The sequence below is a fragment of the Flavobacterium sp. BFFFF1 genome (assembly GCF_002256285.1).
GTDB lineage: Bacteria > Bacteroidota > Bacteroidia > Flavobacteriales > Flavobacteriaceae > Flavobacterium.
In genome coordinates, this window is record NZ_NKJE01000033.1 from 9,401 (window position 1) to 28,541 (window position 19,141).

Below are 19,141 nucleotides of genomic sequence, written 5' to 3' on the forward strand. Positions count from 1 at the left end.
TGGGATTTTTGAATTGACTGTCGTGCCAACCCTCGCGGTTGCCCCTCAAGATAGGGCAACCGCGAGGGTTGCCCCTCATCACATGACTGCAAATCATGATGAAAGGGCAACCGCCAGGGTTGCCCCCACCACCACATCAATTTCAAATATCATAGGTGCATATAAATCCCTGGTCTTCAATGCCTGCCTGGAAGTTCATAAACGGAACAATACAAAAATGGGCAAACTATGGCAACGCAATTACTACGAACGCATCATCCGGGACGACCGCGCCTACCAAAACATCCGGCAATACATTATCGATAATCCGTCGAACTGGGGTAAAGATTCCCTGAAACAAAAATAGCCAACCTCATTGAAATGCAAATACCTGGCATCAGCGGTACAGCATAGTGTCAGGCTGCCCCTACCCTTTTAAGATTAGCCTTCCGCGTAATCTACAATCACCACATATTTAATCATTTCATAACCAACGCATCACGCCCACGTAACAACAACAGGGTTAATTTGGTTAAAAATATAAGGCAATGGGATTTTCAATACTACATATCTTAAGCGGCTTGCGCCAATGGCTGTTCTTCAGGGCCATGCAATCGTCATTCCTTCACTGATTTGATGCTGCTTCGCTGAATGGAAAAACACGCGCCGTTGCAACGACAGCAATTCGGGACCGACTTTCATTGGGGTGTATCCACCGCAGCCTTCCAGACAGAAGGCGCCTGGGACACCGATGGGAAAGGCCCCTCCATCTGGGACACTTTTACCGCGGGCAAAGGCAGGATCAAAGACAACCACCACGCCCGTACCAGCTGCAACTTCTACCACCGGTACCCCGACGATGTCGCCCTATTGCGGGAAATGCACATCCCCAATTTCCGGTTCTCATTGAGCTGGTCACGCATCCTGCCCGAAGGGAAAGGCACCATCAACGCCAAAGGCATCGCCTACTACGACCGGCTGATTGACACGCTGCTCGAAAGCGGCATCACGCCCTGGGCCACACTCTACCACTGGGACCTGCCGCAGGCATTGGAAAACCTTGGTGGCTGGACGAACAGGAGCAGCATCGGGTGGTTTACCGACTACGCCGGCATTTGTGCGCGCCATTTCGGCGACCGCATCCCACAGTGGATGGTGATGAATGAACCCTCAGTGTTTACCGGCGCGGGCTATTTCCTTGGCATCCATGCCCCCGGACGTCGCGGCCTCAACAATTACCTCAAAGCAATACACCACGTGACCATGGCTACGGCCGCAGGCGCACGCGTACTCAAAGATACCGGGAACGGCGCCGTAGGCACGACGTTTTCCTTTACCCACATCGAACCCCACAGCCACAAACGCAGCGATATCGCTGCCGCCAAAAGGGTCGACACCTTGCTGAACCGCACCTTTATCGAACCGCTGCTTGGCCTGGGTTATCCCATCGATGACCTGCCGGTACTCCGCAAAATCAACAGCGTTATGCGTCCCGGAGACGAGAAACAGCTGGCATTTGACTTTGACTTTATCGGGGCACAGGCATATACGCGCGAAATCGTACGGGCGCGTTGGCTCACTCCATACATTGGCGCCGCACTGGTCCCGGCTGCAAAACGCCATGTGGAAACCACCGATATGGGTTGGGAAGTGTACCCACCCGCTTTGTACCAGGTGCTAAAGGCCCTGGGACGTTATGAAAACATTCCCCAAATCATGGTAACCGAAAATGGTGCCGCATTCCCCGACACGCTGGTCAACGGGCGGGTGTATGACGGGCGCCGCCGCAACTACCTCAACGACCATTTAAGGCAGGTCCTGAAGGCGAAGCAGGAAGGCGTGAATGTCAACGGCTATTTCGTGTGGACCCTGACCGATAATTTTGAATGGGCCGAGGGATACCATCCGCGGTTTGGGCTGGTCCACGTCGACTTTGAAACCCAGCAGCGCACGATCAAGCAATCGGGCTTGTGGTATCGTGACTTTTTAAACGGACACTAAAACATTACACCATGAAAATACTGTATGCGATTCAGGGAACAGGCAATGGCCACCTGAGCCGTGCTGTAGACATCGTTCCCTGCCTGCAGCAACACGGCGAAGTGGACCTATTGATCAGCGGTACCCAGGGCGACCTTAAGCTGCCCTTTCCGGTGAAATATGAAGTCCGCGGACTCAGTTTCATCTTTGGAAAAAGCGGTGGCGTAGACCTGTGGAAAACTTTTGCGAAAGCCAATACCCGCAGGCTGGTAAAAAACATCCGAAAACTGCCGGTGCAGGAGTATGACCTCGTCATCAGCGATTTTGAACCGGTATCATCCTGGGCGTGTTACTTCCGCGGGAAACCCTGTATCGCACTGAGCCACCAGGCCGCTGTGCAGGCTCCCGGTTATCCTGCTGCCGAAAATGTGGACCGAATGGGCAGGCTGATCCTGTCGCAGTATGCACCGGCAGATTACGCGTACGGATTTCACTTCTTCCCGAATGACACCAACATCAATACCCCCGTGATCCGGCAACAGGTACGCCGCCATGCGATCACGGATGCGGGCCATTATACGGTGTACCTGCCCGCCTACGATGACCGCAAACTGCTGAAAAGGCTCGCGGAATTCCCTGAGGTGGTTTGGGACGTGTTTTCAAAGCACAATAAGAAAAAAATGAAGCGTGGGAATATTACGATCCAACCCATTAATGGGGAAGCGTTTACATCGAGTATGGCGTCGTCCACCGGAGTACTCTGTGGCGCGGGCTTTGAAACCCCTGCGGAAGCCTTGTTTTTAGGCAAGAAACTATTGGTGATCCCGATGAAGAACCAATACGAACAGCAGCTCAATGCCGCCGCACTGAAGTCGATGGGTGTGCCGGTAGTCAAAAGCCTCAAAGCCGAATATGCGGAAACAATCAAAGCCTGGCTCAAGAACGGCGAGCGGATTCCGGTAGATTACCCTGACCACACGCAGGCCATTGTGGACCGTATTGTAAAAAGGCATTATGTCCCTAAGGAAGAACTAAAATAAAGGGCCATTTTCAGTTTGGGTTATTCCAGATCAAAGTCAAAGTCGAACAGGTCTTTGGGCTTTACCCCGACGCCTTTTGCGAGCGCAATGATGGTGCGCAATGAGGCGGCGTGTTCGCCTTTCAGCACGCGGTACACCTGCTTCTGCTCGATGTTCCCGATGGACGCCACCGTGACAACATCCCTTCCATGGCGGGCCATGAGGTCGTGGAGATGGGCTCCAAAAGCGATGTTGTATTTCTTGTTGATGTCTTCCACCTGGTGAAAGTCCGTCACATTTGATAAAATAAATTGTCATATTTGACATTAATTAAAATATTTTATTATATTTGTCTTATCATTTTAAACCAATCGCGCTACGGCTGCGGTATCCCCCTCTACAGATACCCGGCAAAAGGTACCCTAAATACCATTGAAGCAGGTTTGAATGATGTGCAAGATGTCCCCCTAGATATTGTTTAATTAAAAAAGAACGTGCTTATGCGCCCGTAACCTTTCATGCGTTTTTTCGCAGCACTATCCTATTGAATTAAGGGACTGCAGCCTTTGATGGCAATAGTTGTGGTGCGCCTCCAATGACGAGGCAACATCAATTATTAATCTTTCATAATTATTATCATGCCAAACAAAAAACAATTGACATGGGCGTCCTTTGCGATCGCCATAATGTTTACCGCGCTCACGGGCTGTACCAATGACGACACCCAGGCCACAGACAAATCCACTGCAGGAAAAAATGCCCTTGCTGCGCTTCGAGAGGCCACAGGCATTTCAGGAACCAATACCATCAGCATCCCCGCGCACCCTGGAACAGCGATGCGCAATGCGGATGGATCTTATGAACTCACCAACTTTATTATCGATATGGACTACATCAAGCAAACGATCGTTGATGAGAAAATTACCTATTCGTTTAGCATCATGCCGAAGGTCGTTACCTCAAAAAATGATTTCAATCTGATCGTTTATAACAACGGTACGGGATGGGAGTATTCGATCATGGAGCTCGTACACGACCCTACTGTAGCCGCAGTAGATCCCGATAATTTTAAGGGGACGATGAAGGAATTGTACAGCAGCACGGCACGGGGTACCGGGTGTACCACCATCTTTGCAGAGTACCACCACTGCACACACACCGGACCCTGCGCGGACGGTACCTGCGACGGCTGCTCGCTGTGTGTCGACTATAAAAGCTTCCGTTTGTGCAGCCTGGATTCAGAAGCGTACCTGACCGCCGTATTGATTGAAACCCCAAACAACGGCGGCGGCGGCTCGACCGAAATTACCGTAACGCCTGGCGGTTTTATCTTTGACCCGAATGTCAAGGTCAGTGACGCCCTTACGATTCGCAAAGAACGGTCTATTGCGTTTTACAACAACCTAAGTACTGAGCAACAGCAATGGGCCCAGACGCATGAGGACAGTTATTTGTCTTTGTTGAATTACCTGTTGGATCATTTTACGACGGATAATGATTTAAAGATTTCGGATTTGGTGGCGTTGGCAGCGGCAAACAATGTTAACCTGATTGTGGACAGTTCGGTAACTGCGCAAAATGCCCTTAATTTTAATACTGTTGAAGAGTTTCAAAACTATTTGGAAGACGAACAACCTACTCCAACGGAAGAATATGAGTTTGATGAAACTCAGGTTATGGCGATGACGAAGGTTAAGCTTAACCCAACAACAGATATTGCCGTCAATGTTAAGCAGAGGTTGGATCCTTATGCGGTGCTGAACGTAACAACTTCACTATCCGGATTGACGCTTTTTGATACATGGACTCAATTGGATTATTCCGTCGATGATTCTACAGAGCATGTTAAAATTAGACTAATTGGAACCAGTTCTAAAAAGGTTTTTGTAGAGGGACTCGGAACCTATTGCGAAAAACCCATCGACATCGAAATTCGCATTGAAAAATCAACTGGACGAATCTACGCAACTATTTGTCATTATTAATTAATAAAACAATATGGAAACACACGAGTATCCTGTAGAAGTAATAGCCAACAAATACTATTGGCTGGATGGCATTCTCAATATCATTAGTATTATTGTTATACTTGCAATACTGTACTTCATCATACGCCTGTATCGCAAAATAGTCCGGTTCCTTGATAAGAACTCGTGAAAAACTTTCTTTGGATTGTAACGATCGATGACGTGGCTGTCTTAGAGGCTTGGTTCTACTGGAGCCCCGTGGTGGATCTCGTCCAGGTTCTTATAATTGGAAAGTAACGTACTATGAGACGCTACCGAAAAATCACCAAATACCTGGAACGGAATACATCACCACAGAAGGCTCCGGCCAGACTCACTCCTATGTGCAAACACGCCCCTCTTGAATCGGGAGGGGCATGGGGTGAGGGAGGGAAGCGTATAGAAATTTTTGTAAGTTTGCATTGATCTCATCTTAAACAATTTATATCCTGACTTCTTAACCAATGATGCGCAAATGAAAACAATAGTGCTTACACTGGTCGCTCTGGCCTTTTTCAGCTGTACTGGTAAAAACCCGACCGTCGTATTGCATTCGGAGCTCCCCAACCACCTTGACAGTGTGCTCGTGTATGCCTCCCATTCCTGTGGACATGCAGTCTTTAAGAACATTGGGGCGGGGTTCACCGGTAGCGCAGTCATCCCTTTTTGCAAAGCCTTACAATCGGACGGCAGCTATGCAATACAATGCTACAGCGGTGGCACCATTTACGCCCAGAAAGGATTTGGCTATTATACGAATGGCGCCAGCTTAAACAATGGGTTTGACATCACGATTACAAAAGAGGGATCCATCAAGGTAGACGGTCATTAGCACACACGCTTTTCGGCGTCCTAAAATAATATTTACTATGAATACAAAATTTTATTACTTTCTCCTGCTTTGTTCGTTCACAGCAATGCATGCGCAAAAACTACGTCCTGTGGAAGTGAAGGAAAAAACACTGACACATCTATTAGGGAGTATTTCCTCCTTTAAACAGTACCCGCTATCAAATCAGATGGTCAGCATTTACACCGCAGGCTCAAGCGAAGGCACACACCAAACCAGCGAGACCGACGAGGTGACAAACGACGTCTACCTCGCAAGCTGTGAAATGGGCGAAGGCGTCGACTGTAAACTTTATGTGCTGAAAGGCCTCATGGCAGTAAAAATCGAGCGGGTATTTGAGGAGTCCGGTGCTGTAAAAGTGACACTAAGTTATGGCAACGAGAGCGCACGCAAATCGGATACCGTTAACCTGCCTTCAAAATAAAACCTGTAGACCGCATTCCATACCAAAAATCGAACGACGACGTGGCAGTCTTAGACAGCTGGTTTTACATCCGGAGCGCTGTTGTGGATATCATCCAGATATTGGTTATTCTGGCGGTAGTGTATGATGTGATTAAACGCTGCCGAAAAATCATTAAATACCTGGACCGTAATTCATAACCACAGAAGGCTCCGGCCAGACTCACTCCTATGTGCAAACACGCCCCTCTTGAATCGGGAGGGGCATGGGGTGAGGGATGAACTCGTAAAGAAGTTTTTGTAAGTTTGTAATATTAATAATGGTTTATGAGGCGTTCCCTTTTTAACAAAAAAAAGTTTGGACAATAATCGGACTCATGTTCGTATTGGCTATTGTAATCAGAACGGCGTACTATGTATACTCTTTGCGATACGGTCAGCGCATCAGCGCGCTTAAGGATGCTTCAAATTGCCTATTTTGGTTGATCATTATCCTTTCCGCCGTATGCATCGCTAATACCAAACAATCTAACACCTAGTTCATATGCTAAAAAAAGCCCCTATTTTCTGCCTGATTGTGTTGATGGTGATCAACATGTTTGGATCAAAAGTTGATGATGATTTGAAACTGGTGCTGTACATCGCCCTGCTCGCCGTAAGCTTGTCATCTGTATTGCTGGACATGAGGAACACGCAGGATCCAAATGTTAAAAAACAAAAGTACCTGTATTTGGGTTTATGCTTCTTGATTCCCACACTGATGACGGTCTATTTTTTTTATGTTTAGACGTTAAAATACTATGACTCTATGATTACGCCATAGAAATACCAGGAAACGGGAACGGGAGCCCATACCCAAAACGGATTGAAAACAGATTAAAGCAAAATATTAAAACCACGATTATGGAAACAATAGTTAATGATTTCAGCATCCCACTGATGCTGTGGCAGGCACTGAATGTGCTGCTGATCGCCACTGCCATTTATGTGATTGTCCGGCTGTACCGCAGGGTGATGAAATACCTGGACAACAAATAGCGGGTTTCCATTTTATAAAAAGCATCCGGTTTCCATGCCTACAGGCATGGAAACCGTCTTGTTTAAAACCATTCCCCGGCCGTTGCGGTTTTACTGCACAAACAAGCTGCCTTCGTCCAGTATACCACCGTTAAAGCCCTTCAGAAAGGCTGCCATCCGTTGTGCGGAACTGCCATGCGTAAACGAATCCGGGACGACGGCACCTTGCAGCCGTTTCTGGAGCGCGTCGTCGCCGACGGCATTGGCGGCACTCAATGCTTCATCGACATCGCCCGCCTCAAGCCAACGGTTCTTTGCCTCGCTATGGTGCGCCCAGACCCCCGCATAAAAATCGGCCTGCAATTCCAACTGCACCGACAACCTATTCGATTCCGTTTCACTGGATTGCTGCATCGCCTGCTGTACTTCGTCAGAAGTGCCCAAAAGGTGCTGGACATGATGCCCCACTTCGTGGGCAAGCACATAGGCGATGGCAAAGTCACCACCCCGGGCACCATAGCGCGTGCGTAGTTGCTCAAAAAAAGCCATGTCCATATACACCTTCTGGTCTTCCGGGCAGTAAAACGGTCCCGCCTCAGACGACGCACTCCCGCAACCGGTATCTACGCTGCCGCGAAACAATACCAGCGTCGTGGGACGGTATGCCTGGCCATTCTGCTCAAACAGCTTTGCCCATACGTCCTCGGTATCTGCCAGCAGGACGCGCATGAACTTCCCGGTCTCTTCGTCAGCGGCCGTAAGCGGTTGTGTCGGGGCGGAACCGGCGCTTTGGGTATCGACAACCTGTGACAAATCGATATTGCCCGAGAACATGTTGATCAGCAGGATGATCACCCCAATAATCCCGCCCCCAGCAATGACCTTACCTCCGGACATACCGCGGCGGTCTTCTACATTTCCGCTTTCGCGGTGCCCGAACCATTTCATAGTGTGTGTTTTAGGTTGGAGTAAAGGTAAAAGAGACGACAGATTGGAATTTTACAGAATTCCTGAAATTGTTTCGAGTTTTAGGGATGGCTAAAGCGGAAAGCATCAACCCAATGTTGTGAAATCAACGATTAGCATTGACCCGCTTTCTTTCGCTCCTGCTCCTTAATTTTGACGAAGAAATCAAGATAATCAACGTCCAAAACGTGTAAAATCTGGCAAAATGTTTTGAAGGTGAGGGTCGCTTTGCCGTTCTCAATCCTTCCGTAATAGCTTTGTGACATGTTCAGTTTCATTGCCATAAAATCCTGTGAATAATTCTTTTCAATCCTGACCATCCGTATTGTTTTTAGAACCCATGAATCCATGACCATATCGATATGAAAGTAAAATACTTCATAGCGGTTGTTCGCGATAGCTTTGGGCGTTGCAAGGATAAACACTTTTCTCTGAAATAGGAAACCTTCCAAGTGATATTTCATACGCAATAGGTATTATTTAGAACGCTTAATATTAGGAACAGTGTAGTTATTGTCCCAGATTTGTTACAACAGAACCCGAGGATAAACAATGGAGAGACTATTCCTGACCGTATTCCAACCCACTAAATACAAGCAGTATGAACCTTAAAATGCTAGTTATCGGCATATTGGCATTAATTGGAGGCAGACTGCCGCATGACAATCAGCGTGTAGGCATTGCGCTGGGGCACGTAGTTTACAAAATTGGAAAATACGATGCGGGCACTCAAAGCAATGCACCGGTATCAGCAGACGATATAGTATCGTTTAAAAAAATTGACGAAGAGATGGGATCACTCGCATTCGATTTGTTCTTTGGCGAACATGAATCGTTATATGCCCTGTCAGAAAATGCAGCAAAAGATAACGGGGCGGAATTTGAAATAACGTTTGCACGGCTTATGGCTGGCGGTTTATGCTATAAAAATAACCTGACAAAAGAAAAAATGGAGCAGATTCCCTCCTTTGGCCAGGTGTTTAATGTGATCAAACCCTATGACGAATACAAATGGGAAATATCAAATGAAACCAAGGTGATTAATGGGTTTACCTGCTACAAAGCAACGGGCGTGAAAGAGGACCATGATGACGTCAGGCACATTACGCGGACATTTTACCCTGTCGCATGGTTTACCCCTGACATCCCCTTTTCTTTCGGGCCTAAGGGACTGGATGGACTGCCCGGATTGGTATTAGAAGCGACTTTTAACGGCAAATTATATTACTATGCCGTTACAATTGACCTTGGTTTCAACGAGAAATATGTTATCCAAAAGCCGTTTCAGGAAAGGTATGTTTCTGAAAAAGAGTTTTATAAAATTGATGCCGAGAACTTCTTGCGAAATACCGACTAAATCAACAGTGCAGAAATTCGCCGTAACTGCCTGTTTCAAATTATGAAAGCCCCTCTATTGCGCTCGGGTTGACCACACGCTACGTTTACAAAACATCCGAACGGCATACTGGGACTGCGCATCAGAAACTTTTTTTTCCTACATTTATTCCCAAACCAAAAAGACCCATGCACAAACCACTGCTGCTGTTCCTGCTATGCTTCGCTAGTTTTCCTTCGTTTTCCCAGACGTTTATACCACTTGACGAGGAAACGCTCGAGTTTGTGGACGATGTGAATTACCAGCTTTACCTGAAAAAGGAGAAAGTGTTTTCAGGGACCTGTAATAACAATAATGTTACCATCATGCCGGAGGTAGCGTTCGATTCGGTGTCATTCAGCAAAGTGAGTTACAAAACCCTCGGATTATGGCGCGGCGAAATAGAAGACAAGGTATTATTAACCAAAAGCTATCTGACGCTCGACGAAGTAGTCATCACCTCTGAAAAGAAAAAGCAGTTCGTTATCGGTGAGAAAAACAGGTTCATCCGCCGGCAGAGCAGATCCATTGTGAAAGACCTGGATTACGGCATTGTATTGGCCAACAACTATGGCAAAGACCTCGAAATACAAAAACTGGTATTCTACGTCGAAAAAGTAAAATACAAGACCGCCTATAAGATCCGTTTCCACCAGTTCCGGGAGGATTTGCTTGGCATCGGCAGGAGTATCGCAGATGCCGGCCCGTTGCGATATGCCACAGAAACACTGTATCTCAATCCAAAGCAAAAGAATGCCATTGAAGTGCCTTTGGAACGGGATGCTTTGGTATTGGATGGCAAGCCGGTATTTATCGTTTTTGAGCTGCTCGGGTATTACGATGAAAATGACAATCCCGTCCAACCTGCCAACACCGAACTGACAAAAATTAAATTTGAAATCTCAGATACCGCCAACTACTATTGCAGGACAGTAGATTACGAAACCAGGATTCCGTCAAAAGGACTGTTCAACATCAACGCGATGATTAATTATGATTTTGCACACATGTTCTTTACTACGCCCGCAAAGAACGACATTGTTACCCCGGCGGTCCTGTTGTATGGGAGCGAGTGAGCACGTTACTTCATTTCAGTCAGCGTATGGTTCATCGAAAACCGCAGTCGCAGCGCTCCTCACGCTATCATAAGCGGTCAACTACATAACACATTTCCAAAATCCCATAAATCTTCTGGTGTCCTCCGCAATAAATTTGTGTTTCGATAAATTTAAAAACACAAACTAATGGCACACATTGACACCTCCGGCGATTTCACAGTAAAAGGCTATGGCGCTTCCGGAAGCCTTATTGGCGGGAAAACACTTGAACCAATCGATATTCCACGCAACAAGCCTCAGGCTGACGAACTACTTATTGAAGTCTTGTATTGCGGCGTATGCCACTCCGACCTGCACCAGGTCAACAACGACTGGAAGAACACGATTTATCCGTGTGTACCCGGACACGAGGTTGTCGGTCGGGTGACAGAGACAGGCAGCAGTGTCAACAGGTTTTCTGTTGGCGATATTGTGGGTGTGGGTTGTATGATTGACTCATGCCGGAGCTGCAAGTCGTGCGAGCAGGGTGAGGAGCAATTGTGCACGGGACCTGTGCGCATGACCATGACATACAATGGCTTTTTTAAGCCGAATCCTGATGCTCCCGAGTTCAATACGTATGGCGGCTACTCGACGCACCTGACTGCAAAGGAAGATTTTGTTCTCCGCATTCCGGAGCAGCTCAACTTGTCTGAGGCGGCGCCAATCCTTTGTGCAGGCGTCACCACCTACTCGCCGTTGAAGCATTGGGGCGTAAAGCCGGGTGATAAAGTGGGCATCATTGGCATCGGTGGATTGGGACACATGGGAGTCATGCTGGCAAAAGCAATGGGTGCAGAAGTGGTTGCCATTACCACGCAGGAACACAAACGAATCGCAGCATTGGAACTTGGTGCCGATGCCGTACTGATTTCAGAAGATGCGGACGCGATGAAGGCACACGAAGTCACCTTTGATTTCCTATTGTGCACCATCCCGTATGCATTTGACGTTAACCCATACATTTCCCTACTGGGTCCGCGTGGCAGCCTCGTCACCGTGGGACTGCTGGGGCCATACAAGAGCCCAACGAACAATATGGAAGTGGCGGGCTATTCCAGGAGCGTTGGGGCATCGGTGATCGGCGGTATTGCAGAAACCCAGGAAGTGCTCGACTTTTGCGCGAAGCACAACATCCTGCCCCAGGTTGAAATGATCAGGATGCAGGACATCAATGAGGCGCTGGATAAAATTAAGGATGAAGAGGTGCGCTTCCGGTATGTGATTGATATGGGTTCTTTAAAAGAATAAGCCAAGCTATTGCTGATTTTTCGAGGAGACTGCCAATAAACCGCATGCCAAATTCTGGAAAGTGAGGTCCGGAAAATCTTAAAACGATTCTGCAAAATCCTGCATAAACATTCCATGTCAATGCTAGAACTTAGCGTTTATAACGATTCAGAGAAATGAAAATGAAAACATACTTTTTAGGGCCAATGTTGTGTATGGTATTGGCTACTACTGCGCTTTCCTGTAAAAAAGATCCGGCAAAAGATTTACCCGAAACCAAGGTAAACGACAGCATGGTGTCAGAAAACAAAGACGCCGTGCTGAAGCCCGCCGGAATGGCGCCGGAATGGGGACCAAACATCAAACCTGAAATTGCGGTCGTAATTGAAAAACTGGTCAGTCTTGGCGGAAAACCTATCGAAACACTCGATGCCAAAGCAGCGCGCCAGCAGCCCACCCCTACCGACGCGGTGATGGCGGTGATGCAGGACCACCATATGACGATGCCATTGCCCTTGTGTGATACGATCGGAAGAGATATTGCGGTGACGGGAGGTAAAACACACCTCAGGATCTATACGCCCAAAACCGGAAAAGCACCGTTCCCTGTTGTAGTCTACTATCATGGCGGTGGCTTTGTCATTGCAGATATCGACGTGTACAACGGCGGCGCTCAGGGATTGTGCGAGCAAACAGGCGCTATCGTAGTTTCTGTAGAATATCCAAAAGGTCCTGAAAAGAAGTTCCCCGCAGCGCATAACGTCGCTTTTGACGCATACCAATGGGTCCTGAAAAACGCAGGATCATTTAATGGCAATCCGGCAAAGATTGCTGTTGCCGGCGAAAGTGCCGGTGGGAACCTCGCGGCGAACGTCAGTATGATGGCAAGGGATAAAAAGATTATGACGCCGCTGTATGCCGTCCTGGTATACCCTGTGGCCAACAATGACATGAATGCGGAGAGTTACAAAAAATATGCGAAGGCTATACCGCTGAATAAACCTATGATGGGCTGGTTTGTGAAAAATTACCTGAACAGCACGGCGCAGTCAGCAGATCCGAGAATCAGCCTTGTGAAAGCGAACCTGAAAGGCTTCCCTCCTACGCTCATCATTGCAGCGGAGATCGATCCTTTGTTGTCAGAGGGCAAGCTGCTCGCAGATAAATTGAAAGATGCAGGGGTTGATACGGATTATGAATTATTCAAAGGCGTTACCCACGAGTTTTTCGGGATGGCAGTCGTAGTGCCCCAGGCGAAAGAGGCACAGGCACTGGCGGCCAAAAAGCTAAAGGCAGCATTGGGATTATAAATCTCTTAACAGTCACTATATAGCCAGGGCGGGAAGATTTACTTTCCGCCTTTTTCTATTTGTAATAAGCTCAAATATTGCTTATTACCGAAATTTCTATATCTTGCAGCGCAAATCATTTTGTAATGAAAAAGCTACTAATACTATTAATCTTTCTGTGTGCCTATACGCTACAAGCGCAAACCATTGCGGCTCCCACAGGAGGAAACGTGGCGCAAAGCAATACCCGGATTGAACGCATTGATGGACTGGAGCGGCTTGAAGATGCCATCGGAGTAAAAGTGTACATGCAGGTGGGTACCCAAATCGTCATTGGTATCCGCGACAAGAAAGTGCTTTGGCGCGCGGACGTCATAACCAGTTGTGGCGTACCGAAGGAAGGAATTCCGGAAATCAAAAGCTTCCAGCTGCTGGATGGAAAAATTGCGGTAACCTATGGAAAAAAATGTGGCGCCACGATTGATCCCGAGAATGGTAAGATAGTCTGCATGGGGTGTGATTAAGTAGACCTGACAATAACTGTCGGAGGCGGTGGCATTGACCTGTACGGCGGCCGCATGGCCAAAGTTGCTCCGCAACTCAACAGCACAAATCAAAATCGTCTTTTCAGATTGGTAACCGCATCAGAACCGTTGCTGTAAAACGAACAGTGCAGCCACAACTGGTCGTTAAAATCAAAAACGTTGCAAAAAAATATTAAGCAAATGCTGGCCTGCCGCCGGGCGAAAAATCGTGCCAACTACCAACAGCGTCCTAAGGCGGAGGCATTTCCGGTAGACCACACAGAATACGGCAACCTTAAACGTTTGTTAATCCGCTTGCTTCTCACTACATTTATTTATTGAAAATATTTTCAATTTTAGTATGCATGCATACTATTTTTTAATATCTTTGAAATCGTTATAGTATGAAAGAAAAAACAATTGATTATATCCTTAGGGCGACATGGCAGGCTGTAGCACGCATGTATAATGAAGAAGCAGCCAAATACGGCGCGACAATGGCTACAGGATTTGCACTATTAAGTATAGACAGGGACAAGGGAACGCCTTCCACTACATTAGGTCCAAAAATGGGAATGGAAGCTACAAGTCTGACCCGTACCTTAAAGAACATGGAAGACAAGGGATTGATTGTACGAAAGAAAAACCCTGATGACGGGCGCGGCGTATTGATTTACCTTACCGAATTCGGCAAAGAGAAGCGGGAACTTTCACGGAACAACGTGATCAAATTTAATGAAGCCGTAAAAAGCAAAATCACGGACGAACAGCTGAAGCATTTCATTGAGGTGTCTGAAGCCATTAACGAACTCATATTAGACAAAAATATATTCAACCAAGAACATAACGAATGAAACGAATTATCAAGAAAGTCGCCGTTGTAGGCTCAGGAATTATGGGCTCAGGGATTGCCTGCCATTTTGCCAACATTGGCGTAGAGGTGCTGTTACTGGATATTGCACCAAGCGAACTCACTGAGGCGGAAACAAAAAAAGGGATGACACTTGAAAGCAAAGCCGTACGAAACAGGATCGTCAATGAACACCTCACCAATGCGTTGAAGTCCAAACCATCCCCTATTTACCATCAAAAGTTCGCAAGCCGCATTACCACGGGCAACACCACGGACAATATGAAAGATATCGCCTCGGCAGACTGGATTATTGAAGTGGTCGTCGAACGGCTTGATATTAAAAAGCTTGTCTTCGAGCAGATTGAAAAATACCGCAAGCCGGGCACATTGGTCACTTCCAATACTTCAGGTATTCCGATTCACCTGATGTCAGAGGGCCGCAACGATGATTTTCAACAGCACTTCTGTGGTACACACTTCTTCAATCCCGCACGTTATCTTAAATTATTTGAGATTATTCCTGGACCAAAGACATCGCCTGAAGTGCTTTCATTCCTGAATAATTATGGCGAACAGTTTCTCGGAAAAACTTCAGTTGTTGCCAAAGATACACCTGCGTTTATCGGTAACCGTATTGGAATTTTTGGCATACAAAGCCTTTTTCACCTTGTAAAGGAGATGGGGCTTACGATCGAAGAAGTTGATAAGCTGACCGGACCCGTGATCGGAAGGCCAAAATCAGCCACATTCAGGACCGTTGATGTTGTTGGATTGGATACTTTGGTGCATGTCGCCAACGGATTATACCAGGCGGTGCCTGAAGATGAAGCACACGAACTTTTCAAACTTCCCGACTTCATCAGTAAAATGATCGAGAATAAATGGCTGGGAAGCAAAACCGGACAGGGTTTTTACAAAAAAGTAGACAAGGAAATCCTTTCTTTAGATTTAAATACCTTGGAATACCGTGCGGCAAAAAAGGCCAATTTTGCAACGCTGGAAATGACCAAGACCATTGATAAACCCATTGACCGCTTTAGGATTCTGGTAAAAGGAACCGATAAAGCGGGTGAATTCTACCGAAGGAATTTTGCGGGGATGTTTGCCTACGTTTCAAACCGTATCCCCGAAATTACGGACGACCTGTACAAGATTGACGATGCCATGAAAGCAGGCTTCGGCTGGGAAAACGGGCCATTTGAAATATGGGACGCCATCGGTGTTGAAAAAGGTATTGAACTGATTAAAGCTGCGGGGCTAACCTATGCAAAATGGGTGGATGACATGCTCGTGTCGGGGAATAAAACGTTTTATACAATCAAGGAAGGTACTACTTATTTTTATGACCTGCCATCAAAATCCCAACAGAAAAAACCGGGACAGGATGCATTTATTATCCTTGATAATATTCGCGAAAGTAAAAAAATATGGGGCAATTCAGGCGCTGTAATTCAGCATGTTGGAGACGGTATACTAAATCTTGAGTTTCGGTCAAAAATGAACACGATTGGTGGCGATGTCCTGCAGGCAATTAATAAAGCAATCGACCTTGCCGAGAAAGAATACAACGGATTGGTCATCGGAAATCAGGGCGCCAATTTCTCGGTAGGCGCGAATATCGGGATGATTTTTATGATGGCGGTGGAGCAGGAATATGACGAATTGAATATGGCCATCAAATTATTCCAGGACACGATGATGCGTGTTCGCTATTCTGCTACTCCAGTCGTAGTAGCGCCACACGGAATGACCCTGGGCGGTGGCTGCGAAATGAGCATGCACGCTGATAAAGTTGTTGCTGCTGCGGAAACCTATATCGGATTGGTTGAATTTGGCGTAGGCGTGATTCCCGGCGGCGGCGGTTCGAAGGAAATGACCTTACGGGCGTCTGATTTATTCCGTAAAAATGACGTCGAGTTGAACGTGCTCCAGGAATATTTCCTGACCGTGGCGATGGCGAAAGTATCGACTTCTGCATATGAAGCTTTTGACCTGGGTGTATTGCAAAAAGGAAAAGATATCGTTGTGGTGAATCGGGACAGGCAAATTCAGGAAGCTAAAAAACAGGCTTTACTGTTAGCCGAAGCCGGATATACGCAGCCCATCAGGAGAAAAGATATTAAAGTGCTCGGGAAACAGGCCCTGGGAATGTTTCTCGTGGGCACAGACCAGATGACTGCGGGCCAGTTTATTTCAGACCACGATAAAAAAATCGCAAATAAGCTGGCATATGTCATGGCAGGAGGCGACTTATCGGAACCGACATTAGTATCCGAACAATACCTTCTGGATATCGAACGTGAAGCGTTCCTTTCGCTTTGTACAGAAAGAAAAACTTTGGAACGCATCCAATTCATGTTAACCAAAGGCAAACCCTTAAGAAATTAATAAGATGAAAACAGCATACATCGTAAAAGCATACCGTACCGCCGTAGGCAAAGCGCCAAAAGGCGTATTCCGTTTCAAGCGTCCCGATGAACTCGCCGCAGAGACCATCCAGTACATGATGAATGAACTGCCGGATTTCGATAAAAAAAGAATTGATGACGTGATGGTGGGCAACGCGATGCCGGAAGCGGAACAAGGACTGAACGTAGCCCGTTTAATATCCCTGATGGGACTGAATATCGTTGACGTCCCCGGCGTGACCGTTAATCGGTATTGTGCATCAGGCCTCGAAACGATTGGGATGGCAACGGCTAAAATCCAATCTGGCATGGCCGACTGCATCATTGCAGGAGGCGCAGAAAGCATGAGTTACATTCCGATGGGCGGTTACAAACCGACTCCCGACTACGCGGTCGCCAAAGGCGGGCACGAAGATTATTATTGGGGAATGGGGTTAACTGCGGAAGCGGTAGCCAAACAATTCAATGTCTCCCGGGAGGACCAGGATGCCTTCGCGCTTCAATCACACCAAAAAGCTTTGAAGGCACAGTCAGAAGGAAAGTTTGACGCACAAATCGTACCCATTTCGGTCGAACAGACATTCCTCAATGAAAATGGAAAGAAAGAAACGAAGACCTACACAGTAGCCAAAGATGAAGGCCCTCGTGCAGATACCAATATCACCGCGCTGAATAACCTGAAGCCAGTTTTTGCCGCTGACGGAAGCGTGACCGCAGGAAATTCTTCACAAATGAGTGACGGTGCCGCTTTCGTGTTAATCATGAGCGAGGAGCTGGTTAAAGAACTCAACCTCACTCCTATTGCGCGCCTGGTAAATTTTGCTTCTGCAGGCGTAGAACCAAGAATTATGGGAATTGGGCCGGTAAAAGCGATTCCAAAAGCACTGAAACAGGCCGGCATGTCACAAAACGATATCGAACTCATCGAACTAAATGAAGCTTTTGCCTCGCAATCGCTCGCAGTGATCAGGGAACTGGGATTGAACCCGGATATCGTCAACGTAAACGGTGGGGCTATTGCGCTGGGCCATCCATTAGGATGTACAGGTGCGAAGTTATCCGTACAATTATTTGATGAAATGAAACGAAGAGGCAACAAATACGGCATGGTTACGATGTGTGTCGGGACAGGCCAGGGATGCGCGGGGATCTATGAGTTGTTATAAATTATGAATTTTAAATTTTAAATGAGCCAAAAGGAGAACATCATCGCCATCAAGACATTCGAATTTTCTTTGACAATAATTCAACTCTTCATCGATCTCAAAAAAGAAAATGAATTTATTGTTTCTAAGCAACTATTACGATCAGCAACAAGTATTGGCGCTAATGTTGAGGAAGCTATTGCTGCCCAATCCAAAAAAGATTTCGTCAGCAAAATGACCATCGCTTCCAAGGAAGCACGGGAAACAAAATATTGGTTACGACTATTGGACAAATCCAACCTAACAAAGATTGATATTCACACTCATCTAATTGAAATCGAGCATATTGTAAATATCATAACAAAAATCATTATGACGGCCACACAACCCGTAGCAAAGTAATTCAAAATTTATAATTTAAAATTTAAAATACATTCAAAATGGCAGACACAATCGAAAAAGACGTAACCCGCGGCGGGCAATTCCTCGTAAAGGAAACCAATTGTGAAGACATTTTCACACCTGAAGATTTCACCGAGGAGCAGAAAATGATGCGCGATTCCGTAAAGGAATTCGTTGATAAGGAAATTTGGCCAAATAAGGACCGTTTCGAAAAAAAGGACTATGCATTTACAGAAGAATGTATGAAGAACGCCGGCGAAATGGGCTTTCTCAGCGTCGCCGTGCCCGAAGCTTACGGCGGAATGGGAATGGGATTTGTAGATACGGTTTTGGTGTGCGATTATATTTCAGGAGCGACGGGTTCTTTTTCGACAGCCTTTGGCGCCCACACCGGGATTGGCACCATGCCAATTACCTTATATGGAACCGAGGAACAAAAACAAAAATACGTCCCTAAACTCGCTTCCGGAGAATGGTTTGGCGCTTACTGCCTCACTGAACCGGGTGCAGGTTCTGACGCCAACTCTGGAAAAACAAAAGCCGTTTTATCTGATGATGGAAAATACTACTCCATCACCGGCCAGAAAATGTGGATTTCG

At 46.8% G+C, this 19,141-nt stretch carries 23 protein-coding genes; 20 read left to right on the forward strand and 3 right to left on the reverse strand.

Annotation, left to right across the window (positions count from 1 at the left end):
• The 3 genes from CFE23_RS14725 to CFE23_RS14735 form a co-directional block, all read left to right on the forward strand.
• Positions 1-346, forward strand: a 346-nt coding sequence (locus CFE23_RS14725; protein WP_363331614.1) for a transposase, incomplete at its 5' end; no start/stop codon positions are given.
• A gap of 284 nt (positions 347-630) precedes the next feature.
• On the forward strand, positions 631-1,980 hold the full coding sequence (locus CFE23_RS14730; protein WP_291089570.1) for a GH1 family beta-glucosidase: 1,350 nt from the start codon (positions 631-633) through the stop codon (positions 1,978-1,980).
• Between the two features lie 11 nt (positions 1,981-1,991).
• Complete coding sequence (locus CFE23_RS14735; protein WP_291089573.1) at positions 1,992-2,999, forward strand: glycosyltransferase family protein; 1,008 nt, start codon at positions 1,992-1,994, stop codon at positions 2,997-2,999.
• Between the two features lie 20 nt (positions 3,000-3,019).
• On the opposite strand, the gene CFE23_RS14740 is transcribed toward CFE23_RS14735, so the two are convergent.
• Complete coding sequence (locus CFE23_RS14740) at positions 3,020-3,274, reverse strand: helix-turn-helix domain-containing protein (RefSeq protein ID WP_291089576.1); 255 nt, start codon at positions 3,272-3,274, stop codon at positions 3,020-3,022.
• A 342-nt stretch (positions 3,275-3,616) separates the two neighbouring features.
• Here CFE23_RS14740 and CFE23_RS14745 point away from each other — a divergent pair, with 342 nt between their 5' ends.
• From CFE23_RS14745 to CFE23_RS14775, 7 genes are all read left to right on the forward strand, one after another.
• The gene (locus CFE23_RS14745) at positions 3,617-4,963 is read left to right on the forward strand and encodes a hypothetical protein (RefSeq protein WP_291089579.1); all 1,347 of its coding nucleotides are present in this window, start codon (positions 3,617-3,619) and stop codon (positions 4,961-4,963) included.
• A gap of 13 nt (positions 4,964-4,976) precedes the next feature.
• Positions 4,977-5,135 (forward strand): hypothetical protein, encoded by a 159-nt coding sequence (locus CFE23_RS14750; RefSeq protein WP_291089583.1) that lies wholly within the window; start codon positions 4,977-4,979, stop codon positions 5,133-5,135.
• Between the two features lie 324 nt (positions 5,136-5,459).
• The gene (locus tag CFE23_RS14755) at positions 5,460-5,816 is read left to right on the forward strand and encodes a hypothetical protein (RefSeq protein ID WP_291089586.1); all 357 of its coding nucleotides are present in this window, start codon (positions 5,460-5,462) and stop codon (positions 5,814-5,816) included.
• Between the two features lie 37 nt (positions 5,817-5,853).
• Positions 5,854-6,258 carry a hypothetical protein gene (locus CFE23_RS14760; protein WP_291089589.1) on the forward strand — a complete coding sequence of 135 codons (405 nt, stop codon included), beginning with the start codon at positions 5,854-5,856 and terminating at the stop codon, positions 6,256-6,258.
• A gap of 41 nt (positions 6,259-6,299) precedes the next feature.
• Positions 6,300-6,437 (forward strand): hypothetical protein, encoded by a 138-nt coding sequence (locus CFE23_RS14765; RefSeq protein ID WP_291089592.1) that lies wholly within the window; start codon positions 6,300-6,302, stop codon positions 6,435-6,437.
• Between the two features lie 343 nt (positions 6,438-6,780).
• Positions 6,781-7,023: a hypothetical protein gene (locus CFE23_RS14770; RefSeq protein WP_291089595.1), complete on the forward strand. Its 243-nt coding sequence runs from the start codon at positions 6,781-6,783 to the stop codon at positions 7,021-7,023.
• A gap of 116 nt (positions 7,024-7,139) precedes the next feature.
• The gene (locus tag CFE23_RS14775; RefSeq protein WP_291089598.1) at positions 7,140-7,274 is read left to right on the forward strand and encodes a hypothetical protein; all 135 of its coding nucleotides are present in this window, start codon (positions 7,140-7,142) and stop codon (positions 7,272-7,274) included.
• A 90-nt stretch (positions 7,275-7,364) separates the two neighbouring features.
• On the opposite strand, the gene CFE23_RS14780 is transcribed toward CFE23_RS14775, so the two are convergent.
• Together CFE23_RS14780 and CFE23_RS14785 are read right to left on the reverse strand one after the other, a co-directional pair.
• Entirely contained in the window at positions 7,365-8,201 is an 837-nt protein-coding gene (locus CFE23_RS14780; RefSeq protein ID WP_291089601.1) for a neutral zinc metallopeptidase, read from the reverse strand.
• Between the two features lie 131 nt (positions 8,202-8,332).
• Positions 8,333-8,683 (reverse strand): helix-turn-helix transcriptional regulator, encoded by a 351-nt coding sequence (locus CFE23_RS14785; protein WP_291089604.1) that lies wholly within the window; start codon positions 8,681-8,683, stop codon positions 8,333-8,335.
• Positions 8,684-8,820: 137 nt separating this feature from the next.
• Here CFE23_RS14785 and CFE23_RS14790 point away from each other — a divergent pair, with 137 nt between their 5' ends.
• From CFE23_RS14790 to CFE23_RS14835, 10 genes are all read left to right on the forward strand, one after another.
• Positions 8,821-9,576, forward strand: a complete 756-nt coding sequence (locus CFE23_RS14790; RefSeq protein ID WP_291089607.1) for a GLPGLI family protein — start codon at positions 8,821-8,823, stop codon at positions 9,574-9,576.
• Positions 9,577-9,743: 167 nt separating this feature from the next.
• On the forward strand, positions 9,744-10,670 hold the full coding sequence (locus tag CFE23_RS14795) for a hypothetical protein (protein ID WP_291089610.1): 927 nt from the start codon (positions 9,744-9,746) through the stop codon (positions 10,668-10,670).
• 168 nt (positions 10,671-10,838) lie between these two features.
• On the forward strand, positions 10,839-11,942 hold the full coding sequence (locus tag CFE23_RS14800) for an NAD(P)-dependent alcohol dehydrogenase (protein ID WP_291089613.1): 1,104 nt from the start codon (positions 10,839-10,841) through the stop codon (positions 11,940-11,942).
• A 161-nt stretch (positions 11,943-12,103) separates the two neighbouring features.
• The gene (locus tag CFE23_RS14805) at positions 12,104-13,231 is read left to right on the forward strand and encodes an alpha/beta hydrolase (RefSeq protein WP_291089616.1); all 1,128 of its coding nucleotides are present in this window, start codon (positions 12,104-12,106) and stop codon (positions 13,229-13,231) included.
• Between the two features lie 125 nt (positions 13,232-13,356).
• Entirely contained in the window at positions 13,357-13,734 is a 378-nt protein-coding gene (locus tag CFE23_RS14810; RefSeq protein ID WP_291089619.1) for a hypothetical protein, read from the forward strand.
• Positions 13,735-14,138: 404 nt separating this feature from the next.
• Entirely contained in the window at positions 14,139-14,588 is a 450-nt protein-coding gene (locus CFE23_RS14815) for a MarR family transcriptional regulator (RefSeq protein WP_291089622.1), read from the forward strand.
• Entirely contained in the window at positions 14,585-16,975 is a 2,391-nt protein-coding gene (locus CFE23_RS14820; protein WP_291089625.1) for a 3-hydroxyacyl-CoA dehydrogenase/enoyl-CoA hydratase family protein, read from the forward strand. Before CFE23_RS14815 ends, CFE23_RS14820 begins: the two co-directional genes overlap by 4 nt.
• A gap of 4 nt (positions 16,976-16,979) precedes the next feature.
• A complete protein-coding gene (locus tag CFE23_RS14825) occupies positions 16,980-18,161 on the forward strand; it encodes an acetyl-CoA C-acyltransferase (protein WP_291089628.1) in 1,182 nt (393 codons plus the stop codon).
• A 21-nt stretch (positions 18,162-18,182) separates the two neighbouring features.
• Positions 18,183-18,542, forward strand: coding sequence for a four helix bundle protein (locus CFE23_RS14830; protein ID WP_291089631.1), 360 nt, complete (start codon positions 18,183-18,185; stop codon positions 18,540-18,542).
• Between the two features lie 38 nt (positions 18,543-18,580).
• Positions 18,581-19,141 (forward strand): acyl-CoA dehydrogenase family protein (locus CFE23_RS14835; protein ID WP_291089634.1); only part of this gene is annotated, 561 nt, incomplete at its 3' end.

Coding starts and splice junctions, on each gene's coding strand:
- CFE23_RS14770 (WP_291089595.1), top strand. CDS start 6,781: ATGCTAAAAAAAGCCCCTATTTTCTGCCTGATTGTGTTGATGGTGATC.
- CFE23_RS14830 (WP_291089631.1), top strand. CDS start 18,183: ATGAGCCAAAAGGAGAACATCATCGCCATCAAGACATTCGAATTTTCT.
- CFE23_RS14780 (WP_291089601.1), bottom strand. CDS start 8,201: ATGAAATGGTTCGGGCACCGCGAAAGCGGAAATGTAGAAGACCGCCGC.
- CFE23_RS14735 (WP_291089573.1), top strand. CDS start 1,992: ATGAAAATACTGTATGCGATTCAGGGAACAGGCAATGGCCACCTGAGC.
- CFE23_RS14815 (WP_291089622.1), top strand. CDS start 14,139: ATGAAAGAAAAAACAATTGATTATATCCTTAGGGCGACATGGCAGGCT.
- CFE23_RS14800 (WP_291089613.1), top strand. CDS start 10,839: ATGGCACACATTGACACCTCCGGCGATTTCACAGTAAAAGGCTATGGC.
- CFE23_RS14745 (WP_291089579.1), top strand. CDS start 3,617: ATGCCAAACAAAAAACAATTGACATGGGCGTCCTTTGCGATCGCCATA.
- CFE23_RS14775 (WP_291089598.1), top strand. CDS start 7,140: ATGGAAACAATAGTTAATGATTTCAGCATCCCACTGATGCTGTGGCAG.
- CFE23_RS14730 (WP_291089570.1), top strand. CDS start 631: ATGGAAAAACACGCGCCGTTGCAACGACAGCAATTCGGGACCGACTTT.
- CFE23_RS14795 (WP_291089610.1), top strand. CDS start 9,744: ATGCACAAACCACTGCTGCTGTTCCTGCTATGCTTCGCTAGTTTTCCT.
- CFE23_RS14825 (WP_291089628.1), top strand. CDS start 16,980: ATGAAAACAGCATACATCGTAAAAGCATACCGTACCGCCGTAGGCAAA.
- CFE23_RS14750 (WP_291089583.1), top strand. CDS start 4,977: ATGGAAACACACGAGTATCCTGTAGAAGTAATAGCCAACAAATACTAT.
- CFE23_RS14810 (WP_291089619.1), top strand. CDS start 13,357: ATGAAAAAGCTACTAATACTATTAATCTTTCTGTGTGCCTATACGCTA.
- CFE23_RS14785 (WP_291089604.1), bottom strand. CDS start 8,683: ATGAAATATCACTTGGAAGGTTTCCTATTTCAGAGAAAAGTGTTTATC.
- CFE23_RS14805 (WP_291089616.1), top strand. CDS start 12,104: ATGAAAACATACTTTTTAGGGCCAATGTTGTGTATGGTATTGGCTACT.
- CFE23_RS14755 (WP_291089586.1), top strand. CDS start 5,460: ATGAAAACAATAGTGCTTACACTGGTCGCTCTGGCCTTTTTCAGCTGT.
- CFE23_RS14760 (WP_291089589.1), top strand. CDS start 5,854: ATGAATACAAAATTTTATTACTTTCTCCTGCTTTGTTCGTTCACAGCA.
- CFE23_RS14820 (WP_291089625.1), top strand. CDS start 14,585: ATGAAACGAATTATCAAGAAAGTCGCCGTTGTAGGCTCAGGAATTATG.
- CFE23_RS14790 (WP_291089607.1), top strand. CDS start 8,821: ATGAACCTTAAAATGCTAGTTATCGGCATATTGGCATTAATTGGAGGC.